General features: G+C 68.5%; 16 protein-coding genes and 1 pseudogene. 6 read left to right on the top strand and 11 right to left on the bottom strand.

Translation table 11 applies throughout. The features are described from left to right. The 4 genes and pseudogenes from AC5RUH_RS06320 to AC5RUH_RS06305 form a co-directional block, all read left to right on the top strand. Positions 1–259: pseudogene (locus tag AC5RUH_RS06320) on the top strand (hypothetical protein); the annotation flags it as partial. Further along, positions 256–1,158, top strand: coding sequence for a carboxylating nicotinate-nucleotide diphosphorylase (nadC, locus tag AC5RUH_RS06315; RefSeq protein WP_494000071.1), 903 nt, complete (start codon positions 256–258; stop codon positions 1,156–1,158). The pseudogene AC5RUH_RS06320 and the gene nadC, both read left to right, overlap by 4 nt. Then, the gene (locus tag AC5RUH_RS06310; protein ID WP_494128164.1) at positions 1,155–2,297 is read left to right on the top strand and encodes a cysteine desulfurase family protein; all 1,143 of its coding nucleotides are present in this window, start codon (positions 1,155–1,157) and stop codon (positions 2,295–2,297) included. Before nadC ends, AC5RUH_RS06310 begins: the two co-directional genes overlap by 4 nt. Positions 2,298–2,395: 98 nt before the next feature. Next, positions 2,396–3,172, top strand: a complete 777-nt coding sequence (locus AC5RUH_RS06305; protein ID WP_494128163.1) for a hypothetical protein — start codon at positions 2,396–2,398, stop codon at positions 3,170–3,172. Between the two features lie 25 nt (positions 3,173–3,197). On the opposite strand, the gene AC5RUH_RS06300 is transcribed toward AC5RUH_RS06305, so the two are convergent. The 9 genes from AC5RUH_RS06300 to AC5RUH_RS06260 form a co-directional block, all read right to left on the bottom strand. Next, positions 3,198–3,656, bottom strand: a complete 459-nt coding sequence (locus AC5RUH_RS06300; RefSeq protein ID WP_494000068.1) for a MarR family winged helix-turn-helix transcriptional regulator — start codon at positions 3,654–3,656, stop codon at positions 3,198–3,200. Continuing rightward, entirely contained in the window at positions 3,649–4,758 is a 1,110-nt protein-coding gene (locus tag AC5RUH_RS06295; protein WP_494128167.1) for an LLM class flavin-dependent oxidoreductase, read from the bottom strand. Before AC5RUH_RS06295 ends, AC5RUH_RS06300 begins: the two co-directional genes overlap by 8 nt. A gap of 187 nt (positions 4,759–4,945) precedes the next feature. Beyond that, a complete protein-coding gene (glf, locus tag AC5RUH_RS06290) occupies positions 4,946–6,112 on the bottom strand; it encodes a UDP-galactopyranose mutase (RefSeq protein ID WP_494128162.1) in 1,167 nt (388 codons plus the stop codon). Next, complete coding sequence (locus AC5RUH_RS06285; RefSeq protein ID WP_494128161.1) at positions 6,106–6,414, bottom strand: hypothetical protein; 309 nt, start codon at positions 6,412–6,414, stop codon at positions 6,106–6,108. Before AC5RUH_RS06285 ends, glf begins: the two co-directional genes overlap by 7 nt. Beyond that, positions 6,411–8,813: a family 1 glycosylhydrolase gene (locus tag AC5RUH_RS06280; protein ID WP_494128166.1), complete on the bottom strand. Its 2,403-nt coding sequence runs from the start codon at positions 8,811–8,813 to the stop codon at positions 6,411–6,413. Before AC5RUH_RS06280 ends, AC5RUH_RS06285 begins: the two co-directional genes overlap by 4 nt. A 341-nt stretch (positions 8,814–9,154) precedes the next feature. Continuing rightward, positions 9,155–10,294 (bottom strand): FUSC family protein, encoded by a 1,140-nt coding sequence (locus AC5RUH_RS06275; protein ID WP_494012382.1) that lies wholly within the window; start codon positions 10,292–10,294, stop codon positions 9,155–9,157. Between the two features lie 33 nt (positions 10,295–10,327). Beyond that, complete coding sequence (locus AC5RUH_RS06270; RefSeq protein ID WP_494128160.1) at positions 10,328–13,627, bottom strand: efflux RND transporter permease subunit; 3,300 nt, start codon at positions 13,625–13,627, stop codon at positions 10,328–10,330. A 42-nt stretch (positions 13,628–13,669) separates the two neighbouring features. After that, entirely contained in the window at positions 13,670–15,163 is a 1,494-nt protein-coding gene (locus AC5RUH_RS06265; protein WP_494128159.1) for a malate:quinone oxidoreductase, read from the bottom strand. Between the two features lie 175 nt (positions 15,164–15,338). Next, positions 15,339–17,018, bottom strand: a complete 1,680-nt coding sequence (locus tag AC5RUH_RS06260; RefSeq protein WP_494012379.1) for an ABC transporter substrate-binding protein — start codon at positions 17,016–17,018, stop codon at positions 15,339–15,341. 127 nt (positions 17,019–17,145) lie between these two features. Here AC5RUH_RS06260 and AC5RUH_RS06255 point away from each other — a divergent pair, with 127 nt between their 5' ends. Both AC5RUH_RS06255 and AC5RUH_RS06250 read left to right on the top strand, forming a co-directional pair. Further along, positions 17,146–18,876, top strand: a complete 1,731-nt coding sequence (locus AC5RUH_RS06255; RefSeq protein WP_494128158.1) for an ABC transporter ATP-binding protein — start codon at positions 17,146–17,148, stop codon at positions 18,874–18,876. Further along, entirely contained in the window at positions 18,866–19,177 is a 312-nt protein-coding gene (locus AC5RUH_RS06250; RefSeq protein ID WP_494000058.1) for a hypothetical protein, read from the top strand. The genes AC5RUH_RS06255 and AC5RUH_RS06250 overlap by 11 nt, the downstream gene beginning before the upstream one ends. Positions 19,178–19,190: 13 nt before the next feature. Here the strand turns inward: AC5RUH_RS06250 and AC5RUH_RS06245 are convergent, their stop codons facing one another. Further along, positions 19,191–20,156: an ABC transporter permease gene (locus AC5RUH_RS06245; RefSeq protein WP_494012376.1), complete on the bottom strand. Its 966-nt coding sequence runs from the start codon at positions 20,154–20,156 to the stop codon at positions 19,191–19,193. Further along, positions 20,157–21,158 (bottom strand): ABC transporter permease, encoded by a 1,002-nt coding sequence (locus AC5RUH_RS06240; protein WP_493979914.1) that lies wholly within the window; start codon positions 21,156–21,158, stop codon positions 20,157–20,159. Positions 21,159–21,218 lie beyond the last annotated feature (60 nt).

Below are 21,218 nucleotides of genomic sequence, written 5' to 3'. Positions count from 1 at the left end.
GCTGGCGCGGTGGCATGTGCCCGTCACCGACGCCGCCTCGGCCGAGGACGCCGCACTGCTGACGGTGGCACGGCTGGTGGTTGCGGCCGCCGCCGCGCGGCGCGACAGCATCGGCGCCCACTACCGCAGCGATCACACCCGGGCCCCGGCGCACCGCCGGCACCTGGCCTATGTGAACGCCGCCGCGGTCCCCGCCCCCGCCACCTTTTCCCCAATGTCTTCCCCCACGTCCCAGCCAGTCCTGCAGGAGCAGCCATGAACCATATCCAGCCGATCGACCGGACCGCCATGGAGCGAATCGTCGCCGGGGCGCTCGCCGAGGACGCGCCGTGGGGCGACGTCACCTCGGCTACGCTGATTCCGGCCGACGCCACCGCCACGGCGGAGCTGGCGGCCCGCGAGCCCGGCGTGTTCTCCGGCGGTCCGGTGCTGGCCGAGGTCTTCCGCCAGGTGGATCCCGACGTGCGGGTGGAGCTGAAAACCGGCGACGGCGCCGCCTTCGGGGCCGGCGAGGTGCTGGCCGTCCTGACCGGAAACGCCCGCTCCATCCTGCTGGGTGAACGGGTGGCTTTGAACCTGCTGCAGCGGATGAGCGGCATCGCCACGCAGACCGCGGCCTTCGTCCGGGAAGTGGCCGGTACGGCGGCCCGGGTGGTGGATACCCGCAAGACCACCCCCGGCCTGCGGGCGCTGGAGCGCTATGCCGTGCGCTGCGGCGGCGGACACAACCACCGCTATTCGCTCTCCGACGCAGTGATGGCCAAGGACAACCACCTGGCCGTGCTCACCGCCGATGGCAGCCGGGACCTGACCGAGGCGCTGCTGGAGGCGAAGGCCAGGCTCCCGCACACCGTCCACTTCGAGGTGGAGGTGGACAGGGCCGAGCAGATCGAGCCGGTGCTGGCCGCGGGCGTGGACACCATCATGCTGGACAACTTCAGCGTGGACGAACTCCGCGCCGGCGTTGCCCGGGTGGCCGGACGTGCGATCGTCGAGGCCAGCGGCAACGTGCGGTTGGAGACCGTCGGCCGGATTGCCCGGACCGGGGTTGACGTCATCTCGTCCGGCGCGCTCACTCACAGCGTGCGGTCGCTGGACCTGGGCCTGGACATCCGCATTGCCGCGGGGCAGGCGGCCGAAGGGGCGTCGTCGTCGTGATTTATCTGGACGCTGCGGCGACCGCCCCGGTGCGCCGCGAGGTGCTGGAGGCCATGTGGCCGGCACTGACGCAGGACTTCGGCAATCCCTCGAGCCACCACACCGTGGGAGAGGCGGCGCTGCGGGCACTCGATTATGCCCGGGGCACGGCCGCCGGGGTGCTGGGCTGCCGCCCCGGCGAGATCCTCTTCACGTCCGGCGGGACCGAGTCCAACAACCTGGCGGTCAAGGGCATTGCGCTCGCTTCCCCGCGGGGCAGGCACGTCGTCACCAGCGCCGTGGAACACCCCTCGGTGCTGGAGGCGGTCGACTACCTGGCCCGGTTCCATGACTTCGAGGTCACCCGGGTGCCGGTCGATGCCACGGGCATGGTCCGCGTGGACGAACTGGAGGCCGCGCTGCGCGACGACACCACGCTGTGCACGGTGATGTACGCGAACAACGAGGTGGGCACCATCCAGCCGGTCGGGCGCATCGGCAGGCTCTGCCGGGCCGCCGGGGTCCCGTTCCACACGGATGCCGTGCAGGCGGCCGGCTGGCTGGACCTGGACGTCGCAGAGCTCGGGGCGGACGCGCTCAGCGTGTCCGGCCACAAGCTGGGCGCGCCCAAGGGCTGCGGGCTGCTGTATGTCTCCGGCCGGGTCCCGCTGGAGCCGGTGCTGCACGGCGGCGGGCAGGAGCGCGGCAGGCGGTCCGGCACGGAGAACGTTGCCGGCGCGGTCGCCGTCGCCACCGCGTTGTCGCTGGCCGGGGGCGAGCGGGCGGCCGACGCCGGCCGGCTCACGCGCTACCGCGACTACCTGATCGACACCGTCCTGCGGGAACTGCCCGGGACCATGTTGACCGGTCATCGCAGCGAACGGCTGCCCGCCAGCGCCTCCTTCTGCTTCCCGGGAACCTCCGGCGAGGCGGTGCTGCTGGAACTGGAACGCCGCGGGGTGGTCTGCTCCAGCGGGTCGGCCTGCGCCGCCGGCTCCGACGAGCCGTCCGCGGTGCTGCTGGCCATGGGAATCGAACCGTCCGTGGCGCAGACCGCGGTGCGGCTGACCTTCACGGCCGGCGTGAAGGAAGCCGAGATCGCCCTGGCGGCCCGCTCCGTCGTCGCCGCCGTCCAAGAGGTCCAGGCGCTGCGGCGCTGAGGTTCCCGACGACGCCCCGGGACACGGCGCGGTCCTATACCGGACCGGTCCTCCCGCTGGGTACGGTGGAGTCCTCACGGACCGGAGGGGAGCGCAGCATGATCAGGCGAAGGATTCCGGGCCGGGGTGCCGCCGCGGCGCTGTGCGTGGCGCTCGTGTCCGGCTGCGGCCTGCTGCCCGACGACGGCGGCGCGTCGGCCGGAGCGAGTGCGTCGCCGTCGGGTGCGGCCGGCGGGGACGCAGCCGGACAACCCGCGGCGCCGCCCGGCAAGGAGCCCGTGCGGAAAGCGACGATCGACGGCTGGAAGGTCTACACCGATCCGGACCGAGTGATCAGTTTCGAGGTTCCGGGCGAGTGGGTGGTGCAGCGGCAGGTCAAGCCCACCCAGCCCTCGGACGACGGGCTGCACCTGGACATCCGGGACTCTTCCGGCAAGCTGGCCGCCGAACTGCACACCCGGCTCAAGCTGCCCAAGGCCGCCTGCGAGGGCGCCGTCACCGAACTGCGCGTGCTGGTCAGCGAGCCGGCGAAGGTGCCCGCCGTGCCGTCCGACGACACGGTCGAGCCGCTGTTCGTCTACCGGACGCTGCTGGGCCACCGGTACTTCGGGTCGATGGGGCTGACCGACAAAACGGCCGGCGACGGCTTCCAGGCCTGCCTGGTGGAAAACACCGTCAACGGTCCGGACCCGGTCGGCACCTACTCCTTCGGCACGGCCGTCCGCCACGGCACTCCGGCGCCCGGCGACGAGACCGGGCTGCTGGATGCCTACGGCCTCATCGCGGAGGCGGAGAGCTACGTCTCCGGCAAGCACTTCAAGACGCTGCGGCAGGTCATCATGACCCTGCAGGTCGCTGAAGATCCGCCCGCCTGAGCCGCCGGCACCCCGCCGGGCGGCTTCAATCGTTCGCCAGGCCGGCCCGCAGCTTGTCGGTCAGCTCCTGGAGCTGTCCGAATTCCTCCTCGGACAGCAGCGGGGCGAGCATCGAATGCAGGTGCTTGACGTGCTGCCGGCCGATCTCCTTCTGCAACGCGCGGCCCTCGTCTGTCAGCGAGATCTCGATGCCCCGCTGGTCGTTGCGGGCCGTGCGCCGGAGGACCAGGCCCTTCTTCTCCAAGCGGTCGACCATCCGGCTGAGGCTCGGCTGGCTGATCAACAGTGCCTCGTTCAGCTCGTTCAGCCGGCTCCAGCCGCCCGGGCACCGGCTCAGGTTGAACAGGACGTCGTACTCGCGCATGGCGAGTTTCCTGAACTCGGGCAGCTGCTGCATCCGGCGCATTACCGCCACCTGGGTGCGGAACAGCGATTCCCAAGCAGCCGCCGTCGTCCTGATCTCAGGACCGGATGAATCAGCCATGGGACACCGACTCGGCGGGCGCTTCCTTGGCGTCGCGGGCGGCCTTGCGGCTGGCGTGGGTCGGGGCTTCCGGAACATGCGCCGGCTTGCGGGCGGCAAACTCCTTCTTCAGCACCGGGAGCACCTCTTCGCCGAACAGGTCCAGCTGTTCCAGCACGGTCTTCAGGGGCAGTCCTGCGTGGTCGATCAAGAACAACTGGCGCTGGTAGTCGCCGAAGTAGTCGGCGAAGGCCAGGGTCTTCTCGATCACCTGCTCCGGGCTGCCGACGGTGAGCGGGGTCTGCGCGGTGAAGTCCTCCAGCGACGGTCCGTGGCCGTAGACGGGTGCGTTGTCGAAGTAGGGGCGGAATTCGTTGACCGCGTCCTGCGAGTTCTTGCGCATGAAGAACTGTCCGCCCAGGCCCACGATGGCCTGGTCGGCGGTGCCGTGGCCGTAGTGCTCGTAGCGCTCGCGGTACAGGCCGATGAGCTGCATGTAGTGCTCCTTCGGCCAGAAGATGTTGTTGGCGAAGAAGCCGTCGCCGTAGTAGGCCGCCAGCTCCGCGATCTGGGGCGTGCGGATCGAGCCGTGCCAGACGAAGGGCGCAACGCCGTCCAGGGGTTGGGGCGTGGAGGTGTAGTTGTGCAGCGGGGTGCGGTGCTTGCCCTGCCAGTTGACGACCTCTTCGTCCCAGAGCTTGCGCAGCAGGGCGTAGTTTTCTACCGTCAGCTCCAGCGAGTCCTGGATGTTCTTGCCGAACCAGGGATAGACCGGGGCGGTGTTGCCGCGGCCCAGCACCAGATCCACGCGGCCGTCGGCCAGATGCTGGAGCATGGCGAAGTCCTCGGCGATCTTCACGGGATCGTTGGTGGTGATCAGCGTGGTGGCGGTGGACAGTGTGATCCGCTCGGTCTGCGCGGCGATGTAGGCCAGCAGCGTGGTGGGGGAGCTGGAGAAGAACGGCGGGTTGTGGTGCTCGCCGATGGCGTAGACATCCATGCCGATGTCTTCGACCTTCTTGGCAATGGCGACCGACGCCTTGATCCGCTCGCGCTCGGTGGGCATGCGGTTGGTGGTCGGGTCCAGGGTGACGTCGCTGACGCTGAATACGCCGAGTTCCATGATGTACCTTTCGTGGTGCTTGCTACGCATCAGTTTACATGCATTTGCATTCACTGTGGTTAACGGCAGGCACGCGGAAAAATTCCGGGACAGGTTGTCGGACCGGTCACCGTGCCGCGGGTGGTCCCGGAATGGCTTTCCCGGCATGCGCACCGCCGGCTTGATGCGGCAAGGAGCGGGGCCCGGGTTAGGCCGACGAGCGACCGAGCAGGGGGCCGATCGAGTTGTCGACCAAACCCAGCGCCGACGCTATGGCCATGTGCATGTCCAGGTACTTGTAGGTGCCGAGGCGGCCCCCGAAGAACACGTTCGGTTCCTGCCCCGCGAGGCGACGGTACGTCCTGAGCTTGTCCCGGTCCTGGCTGGTGTTGATCGGGTAGTACGGTTCGTCGTTCGCGCCCGCCGTCCGGGAGTATTCGCGGACGATCACGGTGCGGTCATCGGGGTACTGCCGTTCGGGATGGAAATGGCGGAATTCGTGGATGCGGGTCCACGGGACGTCTTCGTCGGCGTAATTCATCACGGGCGTGCCCTGAAAATCCGCGATCGGCAGGACTTCCTGCTCGAAGTCCAGGGTGCGCCAGGACAAGGCCCCGGCCGAGTATCCGAAGTAGCGGTCCAGCGGCCCCGTGTACACGACGGGCACGTCGGGCGGGAGGTGCGGACGGACGTGGAAAAAATCGGTGTTCAGTTGCAGGTCGATCAAGGGCGACCGGAGAAAGCCGCCAAGGAAGGTGCCGTAGCCCTCCGTCGGCAGGCCCTCGTAGGTGTCGGTGAAGTAGCGGTTGTCGAAGGTGTAGCGCACGGGCAGCCGCGTGATGATGTCGGGGCTCAGTTCCCGCGGGTCGGTCTGCCATTGCTTGGCCGTGTAGCCGCGCACCAGGGCCTCGTACAGCGGTCGGCCGATCAACGAGACGGCCTTCTCTTCCAGGTTGCCGGCCGCCGAGGCCGGTACTTCCTGCGCCTGGTGGCGGATCAACTCTTTGGCCTGGTCCGGCGAGAGGTGGCGGCCGAAATAGGCGCAGATCGTGCCCAGGTTGATGGGCATCGGATACACATTGCCCTTAAAGACCGTAAACACGCGGTGCTGGTAGCCGGTGAACGAAGTGAACCGGTTGACGTAGTTCCAGACCCGTTCATTCGACGTGTGGAACAGGTGCGCCCCGTACCGGTGGACTTCGATCCCGGTCTCCGGTTCCTCCTCGGACCAGGCGTTGCCGCCCGGGTGGGAACGGCGTTCAAGTATCAGCACGCGGGCCCCGTACTCACGTGCGGCGGTTTCGGCAACGGTCAGTCCGAAGAGGCCTGCGCCGACGACAATGAGGTCGGGACCGTGGTCTCCGGCCGCTACCATTTCAGCGCCTCGGCGGTCAGGCACGGGGCCGGGGTGCCGCAGGTTGCGCATTCTCCCTGTTCGTCGCCGGCCGGCGGATGAAGCATGAGGCCGGCGGAAATCCTCGCCAGCAACGGTGCCCGAAGGTACGGCGTGGCCGAACTAACGGCTGCCTCGGCGAGCGCCGGAACGGCAGGGCCGGTCAGGCGTCTCCTGCCCAGCGCGGCGTCCTGCAGGCCGGCTATTGCCGCGCCGACTCCGCGTTCGTGGGCGCGTTCCAAATCCTCCACGTCGGAGCGTTGGCGCTCGGCCCGCGAGCTCATGCCGTTTCTTCTTCCGCCAGTTCTCCTGCCGCGGCTCCCTGAGAGATCAAACGGTGCATTTGTCCGGCAATCGCATCCCAGCCGAGGAGTCTCTGCAAGGGCCGCATTCGCCGGTCCCGTTCGGCCGGGGAATCACCCGGCGCGGTCTGGATGGCATCGGCGAAGCCTGCGGCGTCCTCCTGGATGTGGACGAGCCCCCGGTACCCGGCGACCACATCCGGAACGGGCGTCGACACCACGGGAAGGCCGGCGGCCAGATACTCGAGGGTCTTCGTCGGGCTGATCGACCGTGTCGCCTCGTTCATGGCGAAGGGCATCAAGGCAACGTCGAATTCGGCCATGACGGCGGGCAACTCGGCGTATTCCGCCATTCCGGTGTACTCGATGTTTGGAGCCTGCGGCAGCGTGGCCGGATCGATCTTGGCGACCGGTCCCACGATCCGAAACAACCAGTCGGGAAGCATCGCGGCGAGCTCCTCCAGCAGGCCAAGATCGAGCCGCTCGTCGATGACGCCCACGTAGCCCGCCACCTTCCGGAGGCCGGGCGCCCGCTCCTCGCGGAGCAGCCGGGAGGTTTCATAGTGCGCGGCGTCCACACCGCTGGGAAAGAGATGGCAGGAATCGCCCACGTAGCGGCTGACGCTGCGGTGCAAGGAGGCGCCTCCCGCAAAGACCACATCGGATTCCGCCAGCGCCTGGCGTTGCCGGGTCTGCATGGCTTTGGGGGCATGGCGAAACGACGCCAAATCATCCATGACGTCATAGCAGAGGGCCCCGGGCTCGAGCGCGCGCGCTATCTCCAGCGCCATCGGCGTATAGATCAAGACGTCGGGCGAGGCCGGCCGTGCGTGGGTCGCCAGCAAGTGGCGGAACAATGCGCCGTATTCTTCCGCGCCGGGTGCGTCGAATCCCGGGGCGGCCAATTGCCCGTCAACCGAGGGAATTTCAAGCCATACCCTGGTGATGCCGTCCACGTCTTGGTGCCGCAGGACCGGTTGTTCGACCTTGGCCGGCAGTGGTTCCTCCAGAAACCATGTGCGGGCACCGGTCCGGGTGCGGGCGGCGGCAAACCGGGAGACAAGATGTTGCGGGCGCTGCCAGACCCAGGTCCACCTCAGGTGGGACAGCACGACCAAGTCAGGGTCTTCCAAGGGGTTCATCCTGTGTTCCTCTTCGTCGGCGTTGCGGGCGGGCGGGACGATCTCCTCTTCGGGAGGATCGCGCCAGGGCCAGTGGCTCATCTGGGGCAGCAGCCCCCGGAGCTGGCTGTCGCACGGCGGTTGAAATCGGTACGCGGGCAGGTCGCGGCTGGGGGTTCCGGATGCCGCAGCCATCCAGGCGTCCGTGAAGCAGGTGGTGGCCGTCCGGCTTCCCCACGCGGCGGCGCCCACGACGCCGACCGGGTCCGGGCGGCGGGCGGCGCGGGCGAGCATGGAGTCCCAGTCGCAGGAGTCCACGAAGGGAAACCAGCAGTACCCCTCGAGCCGGATCCCGCGGGAGAGAGCCAGTTCGTACTGTTCAAGGGTGTATCGCAACCAGGACGCGCGGTCGGAGGCCGTTCCCCGGATGTTGGTCTCGCTCAGGAGCATCGGCAGCCCGTAGCGGGAGCCGTAGTGCTCGGCCACGGCCGCAAAACCCAGCGGGTGGGGCGATGGCGCATGGGCGCGGGACTCCTCATACCACCATTCGGAGTGGCAATAATAGTCGAGGCCGAGAACGTCCACCCGAACGGGGTCCAGGTGAAGCAAGTCTTCGCCGCCGTGCTTGACGATCTCCCTCAGGAAGGGGCGGCCCTCGGTCAGATCGTGTCCGAGCACCAGATCCAGCAACACGTGGCGCCGGTCGTTGGCGAGAGCCGCGTACTCCGCCGGGCCACCCGCAGTTCCGTCATGGTGTTCGCAGGTATCCACCCAGACGTGGCGGGCTTCGGGCAGCAGCTCCGACCAGCACCTGGCCGCCTCCGCGATGGCCGGCAGGACGTTGCGAACGAGGCGCACAAAACCGTCGATTCCCCTGTCGTAGGGCGGCCACAAGGCCTCATGGCCGCAGAGGAAAAGGGTGGCGAAGGGCTCATTGAACAGCGTGTAGGACGTCAGCCAGGGATAGCGCCGGGCCACGGCCTCTGCATACCGCAGGAAAGCGGGCGCAAACCTCCGGTCCCTGAAACCGTCGTCGAGCCACTGCGGGTAGCTCGTGTGGTGCACCAGGTCGACGATTGGCTCCATGCCGCGGACCCGCAGGAACTGGAGCTGCCGGTCGGTCTCGGACCAATCGAACTCGCCTGGCTCTGTTTCCACGCGGTGCCAGCGAATCGGAAACCGCACGCTGCCTACGCCTGCTGCGCGCATGTGGTCCAGGTGGCGGCCCCAGTGGGCGCAGCTTCCGGTCAGCTCCGCCACGTCCCGGCGGTGTACCGGCAGGTACGTACTCTCAAATGCGCCGACAAAGGGAACAGCGGCAACGCGGCCAGGCACGGAGGGGAGGCTCTCGCCCAGATCCGACACATCATTCTCCCGGTCCGGAGGATCTTAGTGCCAGCTGCTCGACACGAGTAGGTACATAAAACTCGAATTTCCCGGCAAGAGGAACCCCTTGCTGCCGGTTCAACGTTTCATCGAATGGGATTGGCCGGCCGGGCAGGCCGATACACTCGGGGTAGAGAGAGGGGAAGTACCCGCGCCGCTGGGGGCGTCTCGGCGGGCCGGCACCCTCCGGCTTGAGAGGGGAGGTACCCGCGCCGCTACGGGGCCTGGCCGCCGGAGCGGTCCTTCACGTGCCGGCCAAGCGCGGCCAGTATGCGTTCCAGGCTGACAGCCACGGATCCTGCCGCCGTGGCGGGGGACTCCGCGGACACCGAGCCCGCGACGACTCCGGTGAGGCGGTGCTGTGCATCGCGCGCGGCCTCCAGCTTGTCCGGCAGGTCCTCGGCGGTCATGCTCCTGATTGCCTCGGCCGTGGCGTCCAGGGCGTTGGCCATCGGTGCCAGCACGGGGTCGGGAAGATGCAGTGTCTCGTCCCAAATCACGGCGGCGAGCACCTCGGTCATGTCCTGGGTATGGAAGGCGGCACGCTCCAGCGTGCGTAGATTCCGCCAATCGGTGTCCAGGTCCCGGTCGTGGAACTTGCGCCGCGGATTGGCCTTGCGGCTGCGGTCGGCGGCCTGCACGGCCTGCCGCACCTGGTTGCCCAAGCGGGTGATGCTCTCGCCGTTCGTCGCCCAATCCTTGTGTTCCGGCGGCCAGTTCTCCCGGAGCGCCTCGGCCATGTCCTCCAGCTGCCGGGCGAGGTCGGACTGCAGCTGCTGCAGGCTGCGTCCCACCGCGTTGAAATTCAACGGCGGGAACAGCAGGAAGTTCACAGCGATGCCGACGGCCACCCCCACCGCCATCTGCACCGCATAGCCGAGCGAGTAGTCGCCGGCATTGGACCCGCCCACCAGCAGGACGAACAGCGCGGCCATGGGAACCCATTCCCGGCCCGCCCCGAGCCGCGGCAGCCCCGCAACCAGCACGCCCAGGAACACCAGCAGGCCCACGGTGACGAAATGCGGGCCGACCGTCAGGAGCAGGAGCATGGCCAGGCCGATGCCCAGCAGCAGCCCGGCCAGCGTCTCCGCGGAGGTCTTGACCGAGTCGGCGACGGTGGAATACATGCTGATCAGCGCGCCCAGCGGCGCGTAATAGGGGTACTGGTCCACCTCGCCGGGCAGCCGCAGGGCGATGAACCAGGCGATGGCGCACGCCAACGCGGTCTTGAACGCCAGCTGGACCCGGCGCCACCCGCCCATCTGCTGGCCATACTTGCGCAGCGGGGCGGGGAGCCGGTCGGTGAGCCGGTCCAGGCGGCCCGGCCCGGCGGGCATGGTTTCCGGTTCTGGCATGTTCAGCACCTCCACGGTTCCGGGTTAGCCGGATCAGCGTCCGGCCGGAACCAGTTCTGCCTCGAGTGTATTGCGCTGGTATGCCCGACGCTCGCGCCGGCCTTCGACCAGCCGGTACAGCACCGGCACCAGCACCAGCGTCAGCGCGGTGGAGGACACCAGGCCGCCGATCACCACCACTGCCAGCGGCTGCGAGATGAAACCGCCCTCACCGGTCAGTCCCAGCGCCATCGGCGTGAGCGCAAAGACCGTGGCGAGCGCCGTCATCAAGATGGGCCGCAGCCGGCGCCGTGCGCCGTGCGTGATCGCGTCCGCCACGTTCATGCCGGGCCGGCCGTCGTGGGGGCGCCGGTACTGGTTGATGAGGTCGATCAGCACGATCGCATTCGTCACCACGATGCCCACCAGCATCAGCATGCCGATCAGCGACGGCAGCCCCAACGGGATCCGCGTGATGACCAGCAGCCCGATGGCCCCCGTGGCCGCAAACGGAATGGAGACGAGCAGGATCAGCGGCTGCACCAAGGACTTGAACGCGGCCACCATGATCACGTAGACAATGGCGACGGCGGCCAGCAGCGCCCAGCCCAGCTGTTCAAAGGACTCGGCCTGCTGGGTGGCCGCGCCGCCCAATTCCGCCGTGACCCCGGCCGGCAGGTCGGTGCCGTCCAGTGCGGCCGCCACCTCGCTGCTGAGGGCACCCAGGTTCTCTCCCTCCGGGGTCACGGAGACGACGGCGGTGCGTTCGCCGCCGCTGGCGCTGATCGACGTCGGCACGTCGGTTTCCTCGACCGTGGCCAGGTCCGTCAGCGGCACCGGCCCGGCCGCCGTGGGCACCTCGACGCCGCGCAGTTCCTCGACGCTGGAGAAGTCGCTGCCTTCCCCGATCAGCACCGGGAAGTCGGTGGTGCCGATCCGCACGGTGCCGCCGGGCAGCGGGCTGATTGAAGACGCCAGCAGGCCCGCGACCTGCTCCTCGTTCAGCCCGGCGGCCACGGCCTTGGCCCGGTCCACGGACACCTGGACCACCGGCTCGGCCGCCGAGAGGTTGCTGGACACCTCTGCGGCCCCCGGCACCTCCCGCAGCAGCTCCACCAGCCGGTCGGAGGCGTCCCTCAGCTCCTCCGGGCCGTTCGCGGAGATCTCCACGTCCACGGTGCTGGAGGTGCCGAAGCCCCCGCCCTGAGTGCCCAGCGTGAACGTCGCCTCGCCGGGCAGCTTTTCGACGGCGGAGCGGACCCGGTCGCGCAGCGCCGCCTGGTCAATGCCTTCCTCGGTGATGACGGTGTACTGGGCCACCGAGGCACCCGCGGAGAGGAACGTCCCCAGGCCGCCGCCGGCGTTGCCCATGGTGACCTGGACCGCCTCGATCCCGTCCATCCCGGCCAGCAGCTCCTCGACCGGGGCGGCCGCCTCGTCGGTGGTCTCCAGGCTGGTCCCGGCCGGCATCTGCTGGCGCAGGCTGAAGCTGTTCTGTCCGCTGTCGCCGAGCAGGTTGGTCTGCAGCAGCGGCACCATGGCGGCGGTGCCGGCCAGCACCAGCAGGGCGGCCACGGTGGTGATCACCGGGTGCCGCTGGGTGCCGGCGAGCACCGGCAGGTAGCCGCGCTGCAGCAGCGAGCGGCGTTCCTTCTCGGAGGCCGCCGCACGCACTGCGGACGTGTCGGGGTGTCGCTCCGCGGGGGATTTGACGAACCAGTAGGCCAGCACCGGCACGATGGTCAGCGACACCGCCAGGGACGCGAGCAGGGCCAGCGCGGTAGTGATGGCGAACGGCCGGAACAGTTCGCCGGCCAGATTCCCGACGAACGCGATCGGCAGGAACACCGCAACGGTCGTCAGGGTGGACGCGGTGATGGCCCCGGCGACCTCGCGGACCGCCGCCAGGATGGCGTCGCCCTTGGGTTCGCCGTAGTTCAGGTGCCGTTTGATGTTCTCGACCACCACGATCGAGTCGTCCACAACGCGCCCGATGGCGATGGTCAGCGCGCCGAGGGTGAGGATGTTGAGCGAGTAGCCCAGCGCATTGAGGCCGATGAACGTGGCCAGCAGCGACAGCGGGATGGAGATCGCCGTGATCAGCGTGGAGCGTACGGAGAGCAGGAAGACCAGGATGATCAGCACCGCGAAGCCCAGCCCCAGCAGGCCCTCGGTGGTCAGGTCCTTGATGGACGTCTCGATGAACGGGGCCTGGTCGAACACCGTGGTGATCTGCGCGCCGTCGCCCAGTTCGGCCTCCAGTTCGGGCAGCAACTCGCCGATGGCGTGGGAGAGGGCCACCGTGTCGCCCTCCGGCGTTTTGGTGACGGCCAGGGCAAGCGTCAGCTCGCCGTTGGTCCGGGTGATCGAGGTCTGCTCGTCGTCGGCGATGTCGACGTCGGCCACCTCGCCGATGGTGGCAGGGTCGGCCGGCGCAGGGTCCGGTGCCTGGCCGGGCTGGTCCGGTGCGGGCACGGTGTCGGGCACGGGTACCTGGCCCTGCTCTGTCCCGCTGCCCGGCGGGGCGGGCTGGCCTTGGCCGGGGAACTGCCCGGGTGCCCGCCCCGCCTCCGGTGCGGAGCGCGCCGAGGGCTGCTCAGCCGTCGTCGTTTCAGCGGGGGAGAGCGGCAGGTTTTCGATGGCCGCCAAGCTGTCCAGCGGGCTGCCGATCTGCACGGAGAGGCTCTGGCCGTCCTGTTGCACGGCGCCGGCGGGGACCAGGCCGCCGCTGTTGGCCAGGCTGTCCACAATGGCGGAAACGCCGACGCCGGCCTCCGCCATGGCATCGTCGTCCGGCACTATGGCGATGTGCCGGCCGGGGCCGCCGGAGACCTCGGCCCCGCGCACTCCGGGGATGTTCTGCAGCCGGGGCACCGTGAGGCGGTTCAGCTCGGTGCTCAGCTCGCTCAGGGTCAGGTCGGAGGACACCGCCATGAAGACGATGGGGAAGTCATCGATGCTGCCGGCCAGCGACAGTGGCGAGACGTCGTCGGGCAGTTGCTGGCGGACGTTGGAGATGGCACGGTCCACCTGGCTGCGCGCCCGGTCCAAATTGGTGCCGTAGACGAACGTCAGGTTGACGGTGGAGAACCCGTTGCGCGACACCGCCGAGGAGGACTCGAGGCCCTCGACGGCGGTGAGCGCGCGTTCGAGCGGTTCGCTGACCTGCTTGTCCACTACCTCCGGCGACGCGCCGGGCATGGAACTGACAACGGTGATGCGCGGGAACTCGAGCGAGGGGATGAGTTCCTGCTTCAGCGAACCCATGGTGATCACGCCGAAGACGGCCACGAAGACCGTAATCAGCGCGATCAACGCACGATTCGCCAGGGACAGCGTTGCCAGCTTGTGCATGGCTTGAAGCTTAGTTCAGCGGTCGTACGGGGCGGACGGGGATCATGCCAGTTCGAGTACCCGGTCGGTGTCGGCGGTGATTTCGGCCAACAGCGAGGGGTTTTCGTTCAGGTTCACGCCGTAGCCGGGGAGCATGTCCTTCAGCTTGGGTTCCCAGCTCTTGAACTCCAGCGGGAAGCAGCGTTCCAGCAGGCTGATCATGATCGGCGCTGCGGTGGATGCCCCGGGGGAGGCACCGAGCAGGGCGGAGATGCTGCCGTCGGCGGACGCGATGACCTCGGTGCCGAACTGCAGGGCGCCGCCCCGCTTCGGGTCCTTCTTGATCACCTGGACACGCTGGCCGGCGGTGATCAGCTCCCACTGGTCGCCGGCAACGTCCGGGTGGAAGGCGCGCAGGGCCTCGTTCTTGCCTTCGCGGGTCTTGAGCACCTCGGTGACCAGGTACTTGACCAGGCCGAAGTTGTCCTTGGCCACGGCCAGCATGGGCACCAGGTTGCCCGGGCGCACGGACGTGGGCAGGTCCAGCAGCGAGCCGGTCTTGAGGAACTTCGGCGAGAAGCCGCCGTACGGGCCGAAGAGCAGGGAGCGCTTGCCGTTGACGAAGCGGGTGTCCAGGTGGGGCACCGACATGGGCGGGGCGCCCACGGAGGCCTGGCCGTAGACCTTGGCGTTGTGGGCGTTGATGACGGTCTCGTCCGTGCAGCGGAGGAACTGTCCGGACACCGGGAAACCGCCGTAGCCCTTGGACTCGGGGATGCCCGAGCGCTGCAGCAGGTGCAGGGCGCCGCCGCCGGCTCCGATGAACACGAAGCGGGCGTTGACCTTGGTTTTTTCGCCGGTGGCGTTGTTCCTGATCTCCAGGGTCCAGCGGCCGTCGGTGTTGCGGGAGACGTCCAGCACCCGGTGGCCGTAGTTCAGTTCCACGCCATGGGCGGTCAGGTAGCCCGCGAGCTTCCGGGTCAGGGAGCCGAAGTCCACGTCGGTGCCGCCGGCGACGCGGGATGCGGCCACGCGCTGCTGCGGATCGCGGCCCCGCATGATCAGCGGCGCCCACTCGTTGATGACGGCGTGGTCTTCGGAGAACTCGATCTGCTCGAACAGCGGTTCCTGCTTCAGCGCTTCGTGGCGGCGCTTGAGGTAGTCAGCATGGTCATCGCCCCAGACAAAGCTCATGTGCGGCAGCGGGTTGACGAATTCCCGGGGCGACGAGATGTGGCCCTCGCGGATCATGTGCGACCAGAACTGGCGCGAGACGTTGAACTTCTCGTTGATGCCCACGGCCTTGGCGGTGGGAACGGAACCGTCCGCCGAGGCGGGCGTGTAGTTCAGCTCGCAGAGCGCGGCGTGTCCGGTGCCGGCATTGTTCCACGGGTCCGAGGCTTCCAGACCGACCTCGTCCAGGTTCTCGAACAGGCTAATGCTCCAGTCCGGCTGCAACTGCTTGATGAAGGAGCCGAGGGTGGTGCTCATGATGCCGCCGCCAATCAGCGCGACGTCGACGTTCTGGGATGATCCCGAGGGAATGTTTGCAGTCAACTTCAATCTCCAATAGCAGCTGTGCCAGCAATTAGAAGCCTAGCGCCCTGCGCCAGCGAGACTAAAATCTGCCGTCTTCGATGTGACCCAGTAGACAGACGCGGCGGGATCTCCAACGTTACAATTTTCCGCCCGAGGCGGCCCGTCACCTACGCACCGGGCGCCGCAGCCGGCGTCAATCCTGCCCCAGCTCGATCTTGTTGTAGACCTCGTCGAGCATCGGGCTGGCCGGGTAGCTCACGACCCGGGGCCCCATGGCCAGGGCGGAGATGGGGAACGCGAGCGGCACCGCGGGGACCGCCCGCGCCAGCTGCTCGTTGATGCTGTAGTAGGCCTGCACGCGGTCTTCGCCCTCGGGGAGGGTCTTGGCACGGGCTATCTTGCTGCGGATCTGCGCGCTGTCGTAGCCGAACTCCATCGACTTGCTGCCGAAGAGCGGGCCCACGAAGTTGTCCGGGTCGCGGTAGCTGCCGCTCATGCCGGACAGGTGGAGGGCATGGTCGGTGGAGCCCTGGATCGTGTCGAGGTAGCCCTCGTCCCAGGGAATGGGCACCGGCTTGATATTGATTCCGACGGCGGTGAGCTGGCGGCTCAGCTCCGCGTACACCTTTTCGGGGGTCGGCAGGTAGGCCCGCGTGACGCCCAGCGGATAGTAGAAGGTGAGTTCGGCGCCGTCGTACCGGGCGTCGGCCAGCAGTTCGCGCGAACGCTCCGGATTGTATGCGTAGTAGGGGATGGTCTCATTCGTCACGCCCAGGCTGCGCGGGATGAACTGCATGGCCTCCTTGGTGCCCTGCAGGAAGAAGCTGTCGATCAGCGCCTGCCGGTCGATCGCGTGGGCGATGGCCTGGCGCATGGTGATGTCGTCCAGCCCGTCGGCCGCCTGGTTCATGCCGAGGTAGACCACGGAGAACGGGTCACGCTGCAACACCTGCATGCCGGCCCGCGCCAGATCCGCGTACGTGGCCGGGGTGACCAGGTCGTAGCCGTCGATGTCCCCGGCTTCCAAGGCGCGCAACCGCGTCATCGGATGCGGGAGCGCCTTGAACACCACGGTGCGCACGTCGCCGGCGGCACCCCAGTAGCCCGGGTAGGCGGAGAGCACCACGCGGTCCCGTTCCCAGTTGGCGAACGTGAACGGGCCGGTCCCCACCGGGGCCAATCCGTAGCGGGATACCTTGTGGCCGCCGCGGTCCTCCGTCAGCCGGTCGGCCGCCCCGGCCTTCAGCGCCGCCGGAGAGGAGATGGCAAAGGCCGGCATGGCCAGCGATGCGACCAGGCCGGTGAACCGGCGGGTCAGGTTCAGCTGCACTTCCAGCGGGCCCAGCACCTCGCAGCTGTGGTAGAGCGATTCGTCCTCGTCCTCGGCGAACGCGCCGAAGACCGACCGGAAGGCCAGCCCGCCTTCCACCGGCCGGGCGTCGCCGGGGAGCCGGTACCAGCGTTCGAAATTGGCGCGGACCGCTTCGGCATCGAACGCCGTTCCGTCATGGAAGGTGACACCCGGGCGCAGCCGGAAGCGGTAGGAACGGCCGTCGTCCGCTTCGCTCCATTCGGAGGCCAGCCGCGGCGCCGGAACGCCCGTCGCCGGGTCCACCCCGACGAGTGTTTCGAGGATCTGCCGGGTCACCCGGTAGGACTCGGTATCCAGTGCCAGCGCCGGATCAAGGGTCACCGGGGCGGCGGCAATGCCCATGGTGAAGGTGGTGTCCGCGGGCGAGGCCGTCGGCGGCTCGCTGGCCGGGGCGGTTGACGGGGCGGGCCTGCCCGGTTCGGGGGTGCAGCCGGTGAGCAACACAGCCGCTGCCGCTGCGCCTGCCTTCAGCACGGTGCGGCGCGCGGTGGGTGGTGTCACGCTTCAGGCTCCTCGGGGCAGGCGGGGATGATCCTCAAGTCTAATCGACTCCCGTCCTCGACCCCGCGCGGCGAATTCCCGATGAGAGATAGGCCACATCCGCGCGTCTTTGGGGCAGGATGGGACCATGACCGAACATGCCGACGACGCGGCCCTGCTCGAGGTACGGGACCTGGCCGTTGCTTTCCGCACCACCTACGGGCAAGTCTCTGCGGTGGAGGGCGCCTCGCTGCGCCTGGAACCGGGCAAGACCCTGGCGATCGTGGGTGAATCCGGATCCGGGAAGTCCACCACGGCGATGGCCGTGATCGGGTTGCTGCCGGATAACGGACGGGTGACCGCCGGGAGCATCCGCTTCGACGGCCAGGAGCTCGTGGGGATGCCGGAGCATCGGATGCGCACGATCCGGGGCCGCCAGATCGGCCTGGTCCCGCAGGACCCGATGTCCAACCTGAATCCGGTCACCAGGATCGGCTCGCAGGTGGCGGAGACCCTGCTGGTTCACGGCATGGCGACCAGGCGGGACGTGGACCGGAAGGTTGTGGAGGTCCTGGAGGCTGCCGGACTGCCCAACGCCAGGGAACGCGCCAAGCAGTACCCGCATGAGTTTTCCGGCGGGATGCGCCAGCGCGCCCTGATTGCCATCGGCCTGGCCTGCCAGCCGCGGCTGTTGATCGCCGACGAGCCGACGTCGGCGCTGGATGTGACGGTTCAGCGCACCATCCTGGACCAGATCGAGTCGATGACCCATGAATTGGGGACGGCGGTGCTGCTCATTACCCACGACCTGGGGCTGGCGGCCGAACGGGCGTCGGAACTGGTGGTGATGCACCGCGGCAAGGTGGTGGAGACCGGGCCGGCACGGCAGCTGCTGGAGGATCCGCAGCACCCCTACACCCGGGCGCTGGTGAAGGCGGCGCCGAGCGTCGCCGCCGTGCGCCTGATGCCGGGGGCGTTTACCGGGAACGCGGCGGTGCGGGCCGAACGGGCGGAGCAGGTCTTCCAGGAACACGTCACCGAGGCTCCCGCGGCCGCCGAGGCGCAGAAGACGGACAACATCGTGGAACTGCGCGACCTGACCAAGGTGTACAAGATCCGCGGCCAGTCCGAGGACTTTTACGCGGCGAAGAACGTGACGCTCGACATCCCGCGCGGACACACGGTCGCCATCGTCGGTGAATCGGGCTCCGGCAAGACCACCACCGCCCGGATGCTGCTGAAGCTGATCGAACCGACCAGCGGCACCATGACCTTCGACGGAATGGATGTGGCCAACCTGACCAAGGCGCAGCTGCGGGACTTCCGCCAGCGGGTGCAGCCGGTGTTCCAGGATCCGTATTCGTCCCTGAACCCGATGTTCACCGTTGAGCGGATTGTCGAGGAGCCGCTGTCCACCTACAACCGCGGCAGCGCGAGGGAGCGCTCGGTTCGCGTGCGCGAGCTGATGGACGAGGTGGCGCTGCCGCAGAACATGCTGCGGCGCTACCCGTCCGAACTCTCCGGCGGCCAGCGCCAACGCGTGGCGATTGCCCGCGCCCTGGCCCTGAAGCCCGAGCTGATCATCTGCGACGAGCCCGTCTCCGCGCTGGATGTGCTGGTGCAGGCGCAGATCCTGAAGCTGCTGGGCGACCTGCAGGCGGAGCTGGGCCTGAGCTACCTCTTCATCTCCCATGACCTGGCCGTGGTGCGGCTGATCTCGGACTACGTCTGCGTGATGAAGGACGGCGAACTGGTGGAGGCGGCCAGCTCGGAGGAAGTGTTCACCAACCCGCGGCACCCCTACACGCGGCGCTTGCTGGCGTCCATACCGGGCAACGAACTGGACATCCAGGCGGAGGATCCGGAGATTGCGTCCTGAGGATACCGGGCCCGGGGCCGTCCCGGAGCCCGACGACCACCGGCCGGAAGGCTTCGGCTTCCGGACCGGGGTGCGCAGCGCCGCGGTGGCCATCGGCTTCGCGGTCTTCGTGCTGGTGATCGGCACGGTGCTGCTGGCGGTCGGGGCCGTCATCTTCATCGGCGAGGGCAGGTGGGGCGCCCTCTGGTGGCTGGCGGCGCTGGAAGTGCTGTTCATCGCCGGCTTCGCCGCCATGATGCACATGGCCCGCCAGCGACGGCGCCAGGACGGCGGAGCCCCGCCGGCCACCCTGGCCGGCTGATCGGCAGCTGCCGCTACTTGGCCCGCGTCTTGGGATCCAGCGCTTCCCGCAGGGACTCGCCCAGCAGCGTGAAGCCCAACGCGGTGACGGCGATGCACAGGCCGGGCAGGAACGCCAGCTGCGGCGCGATGCCCAGTTCTGCCTGCGCGTAGGTGAGCATGCGGCCCCACTCGGCGGTCTGCGGGCGCCCGCCGCCCAGGCCGAGGAAGGAAAGCGCTGCGGCGTCGATGACGGCGGTGGCCAGCGTCAGCGTGGCCTGCACGATGACCGGACCCACACTGTTGGGCAGCTGGTGGCTCATGATGATGGTGCCCCGGCTCAGGCCCAGCGTCTGCGCCGCCAGCATGTAGTCCGCGCTGCGTTGCGAGATCATCGACGACCGCAGCAGCCGCGCGAAGATCGGCAGCTGGGCCACGCCGATGGCGATCATCACCGCGTACGCCCCCTGGCCCAGGATGGCCGCGATGGATACCGCCAGCAGCAGGTTCGGCACGGAGAGCAGGATGTCGACGCCGCGCATGATCACGCTGTCGATCCAGCCGCCGAAGCCGCCGGCGAGGATGCCCAGCAGCATGCCCCCAGCCAGCCCCATCGCGGTCGAGACGACGCCGATCAGCAGCGAGGCCTGCGCGCCCCAGATGAGTTTGCTGAACAGGTCCCCGCCGAAACGGTCCAGCCCCAGCGGAAACCCTTCCACCTCGCCGAAGCCGGGAATGTGCGTGGGTGTGATGTACGTGCGGCCGGGCAGATCCTGGCCGCCATAAGGTGCCAGCACCGGCGCCAGCACGGCGGTCAGCACGAACAGGCCCACGATGACGGCGCCGGTGATGGCCTGCGGATTCCGGCGGAGCCGCCGGAACGCGTCCTTCCACAGGCTGGTGCCGCCGGGCCCGGCGCCGGCGGGAGCGCCGGGTGCCCCCGGTGGCTCCGGGGTGGTGCGGATGTCGCCGCCTGACTGCGGCGGAAGCGTTGTGCTCATTTAAACACGCACCCTCGGGTCGATGATGCTGTAGGAAACGTCCACGACCAGGTTGATCAGCGAATACAGCACGGCGATGAAGATGATGAACCCCTGCAGGACGGGGTAGTCCAGGTTGAAAATGGCGTCGCGCAGGAACCGCCCGATGCCGTTGAAGGCGAAGACCGTCTCGGTCAGCACGGCCCCGGAAATCAGCAGCCCCAACTGCAGGCCGATGGTGGTGGTGACCGGCAGCATCGCGTTGCGCAGGATGAACCGGTTGCGGATGGTCTTCTGCAGCAGGCCCTTGGCGCGGGCGGTGCGCACGTAGTCAGCATTCTGCACCTCGAGGACAGACGCCCGGGTGATGCGCACGATGATGGCCAGCGGGATGGTGCCCAGCGCGATCCCGGGCAGCGCCAGGTGCAGCAGCGCATCCCAGGCGGCATCCCATTCGCGGGTGAGCAAACCGTCGAGCACATAGAAGTCGGTGACGTGCGTGGCGTTGATCCTGGGGTTCTGCCGGCCGTCGGTAGGGAACCACGGCAGCTGGATGGCGAACAACCACTTGAGGATGAAGGCCAGGAAGAAGACCGGGACGGTGATCCCCACCAGCGACAGCACGACGGAGGAGTGGTCGGGCCACTTGCCGTAGTACCTCGCGGCCTGGTAGCCCAGCGGAATGCCGATGCCGACGGCGATGATGAGGGCGACGATCGTCAGCTCCACCGTCGCCGGAAAACGGGTGGCGAACTCCGTCAGCACGGGCCGGCCGGTGAGGATCGACGTGCCGAAATCTCCCTGGAGCAGCTTGCCCATGTAGACGAAGTACTGCTCGATCAGCGGCCGGTCGAAGCCGTAGAGTTCGTTGATCCGTGCCACCGCCTCGGGTGTGGCACGGTCGCCGAGCAGCGCCGTGGCGGGCCCGCCGGGCAGGCTGCGGACCCACAGGAACAGCAGCAGGGAAAGCCCGAAGAGCGTCGGGATGAGCAGCGCGATGCGCTTGATAATGACTCTGAGCACAGCGTCCTTCCGGATCCCGGTCCCGGCGTGGCGCCGGATACGGTGGAAATTGCCTCTTCG

This window comes from Arthrobacter sp. Y3223166 (genome assembly GCF_059090935.1).
The sequence above is the reverse complement of the archived record's forward strand: the minus strand, read 5'-3'. Positions and strand labels throughout refer to the sequence as shown.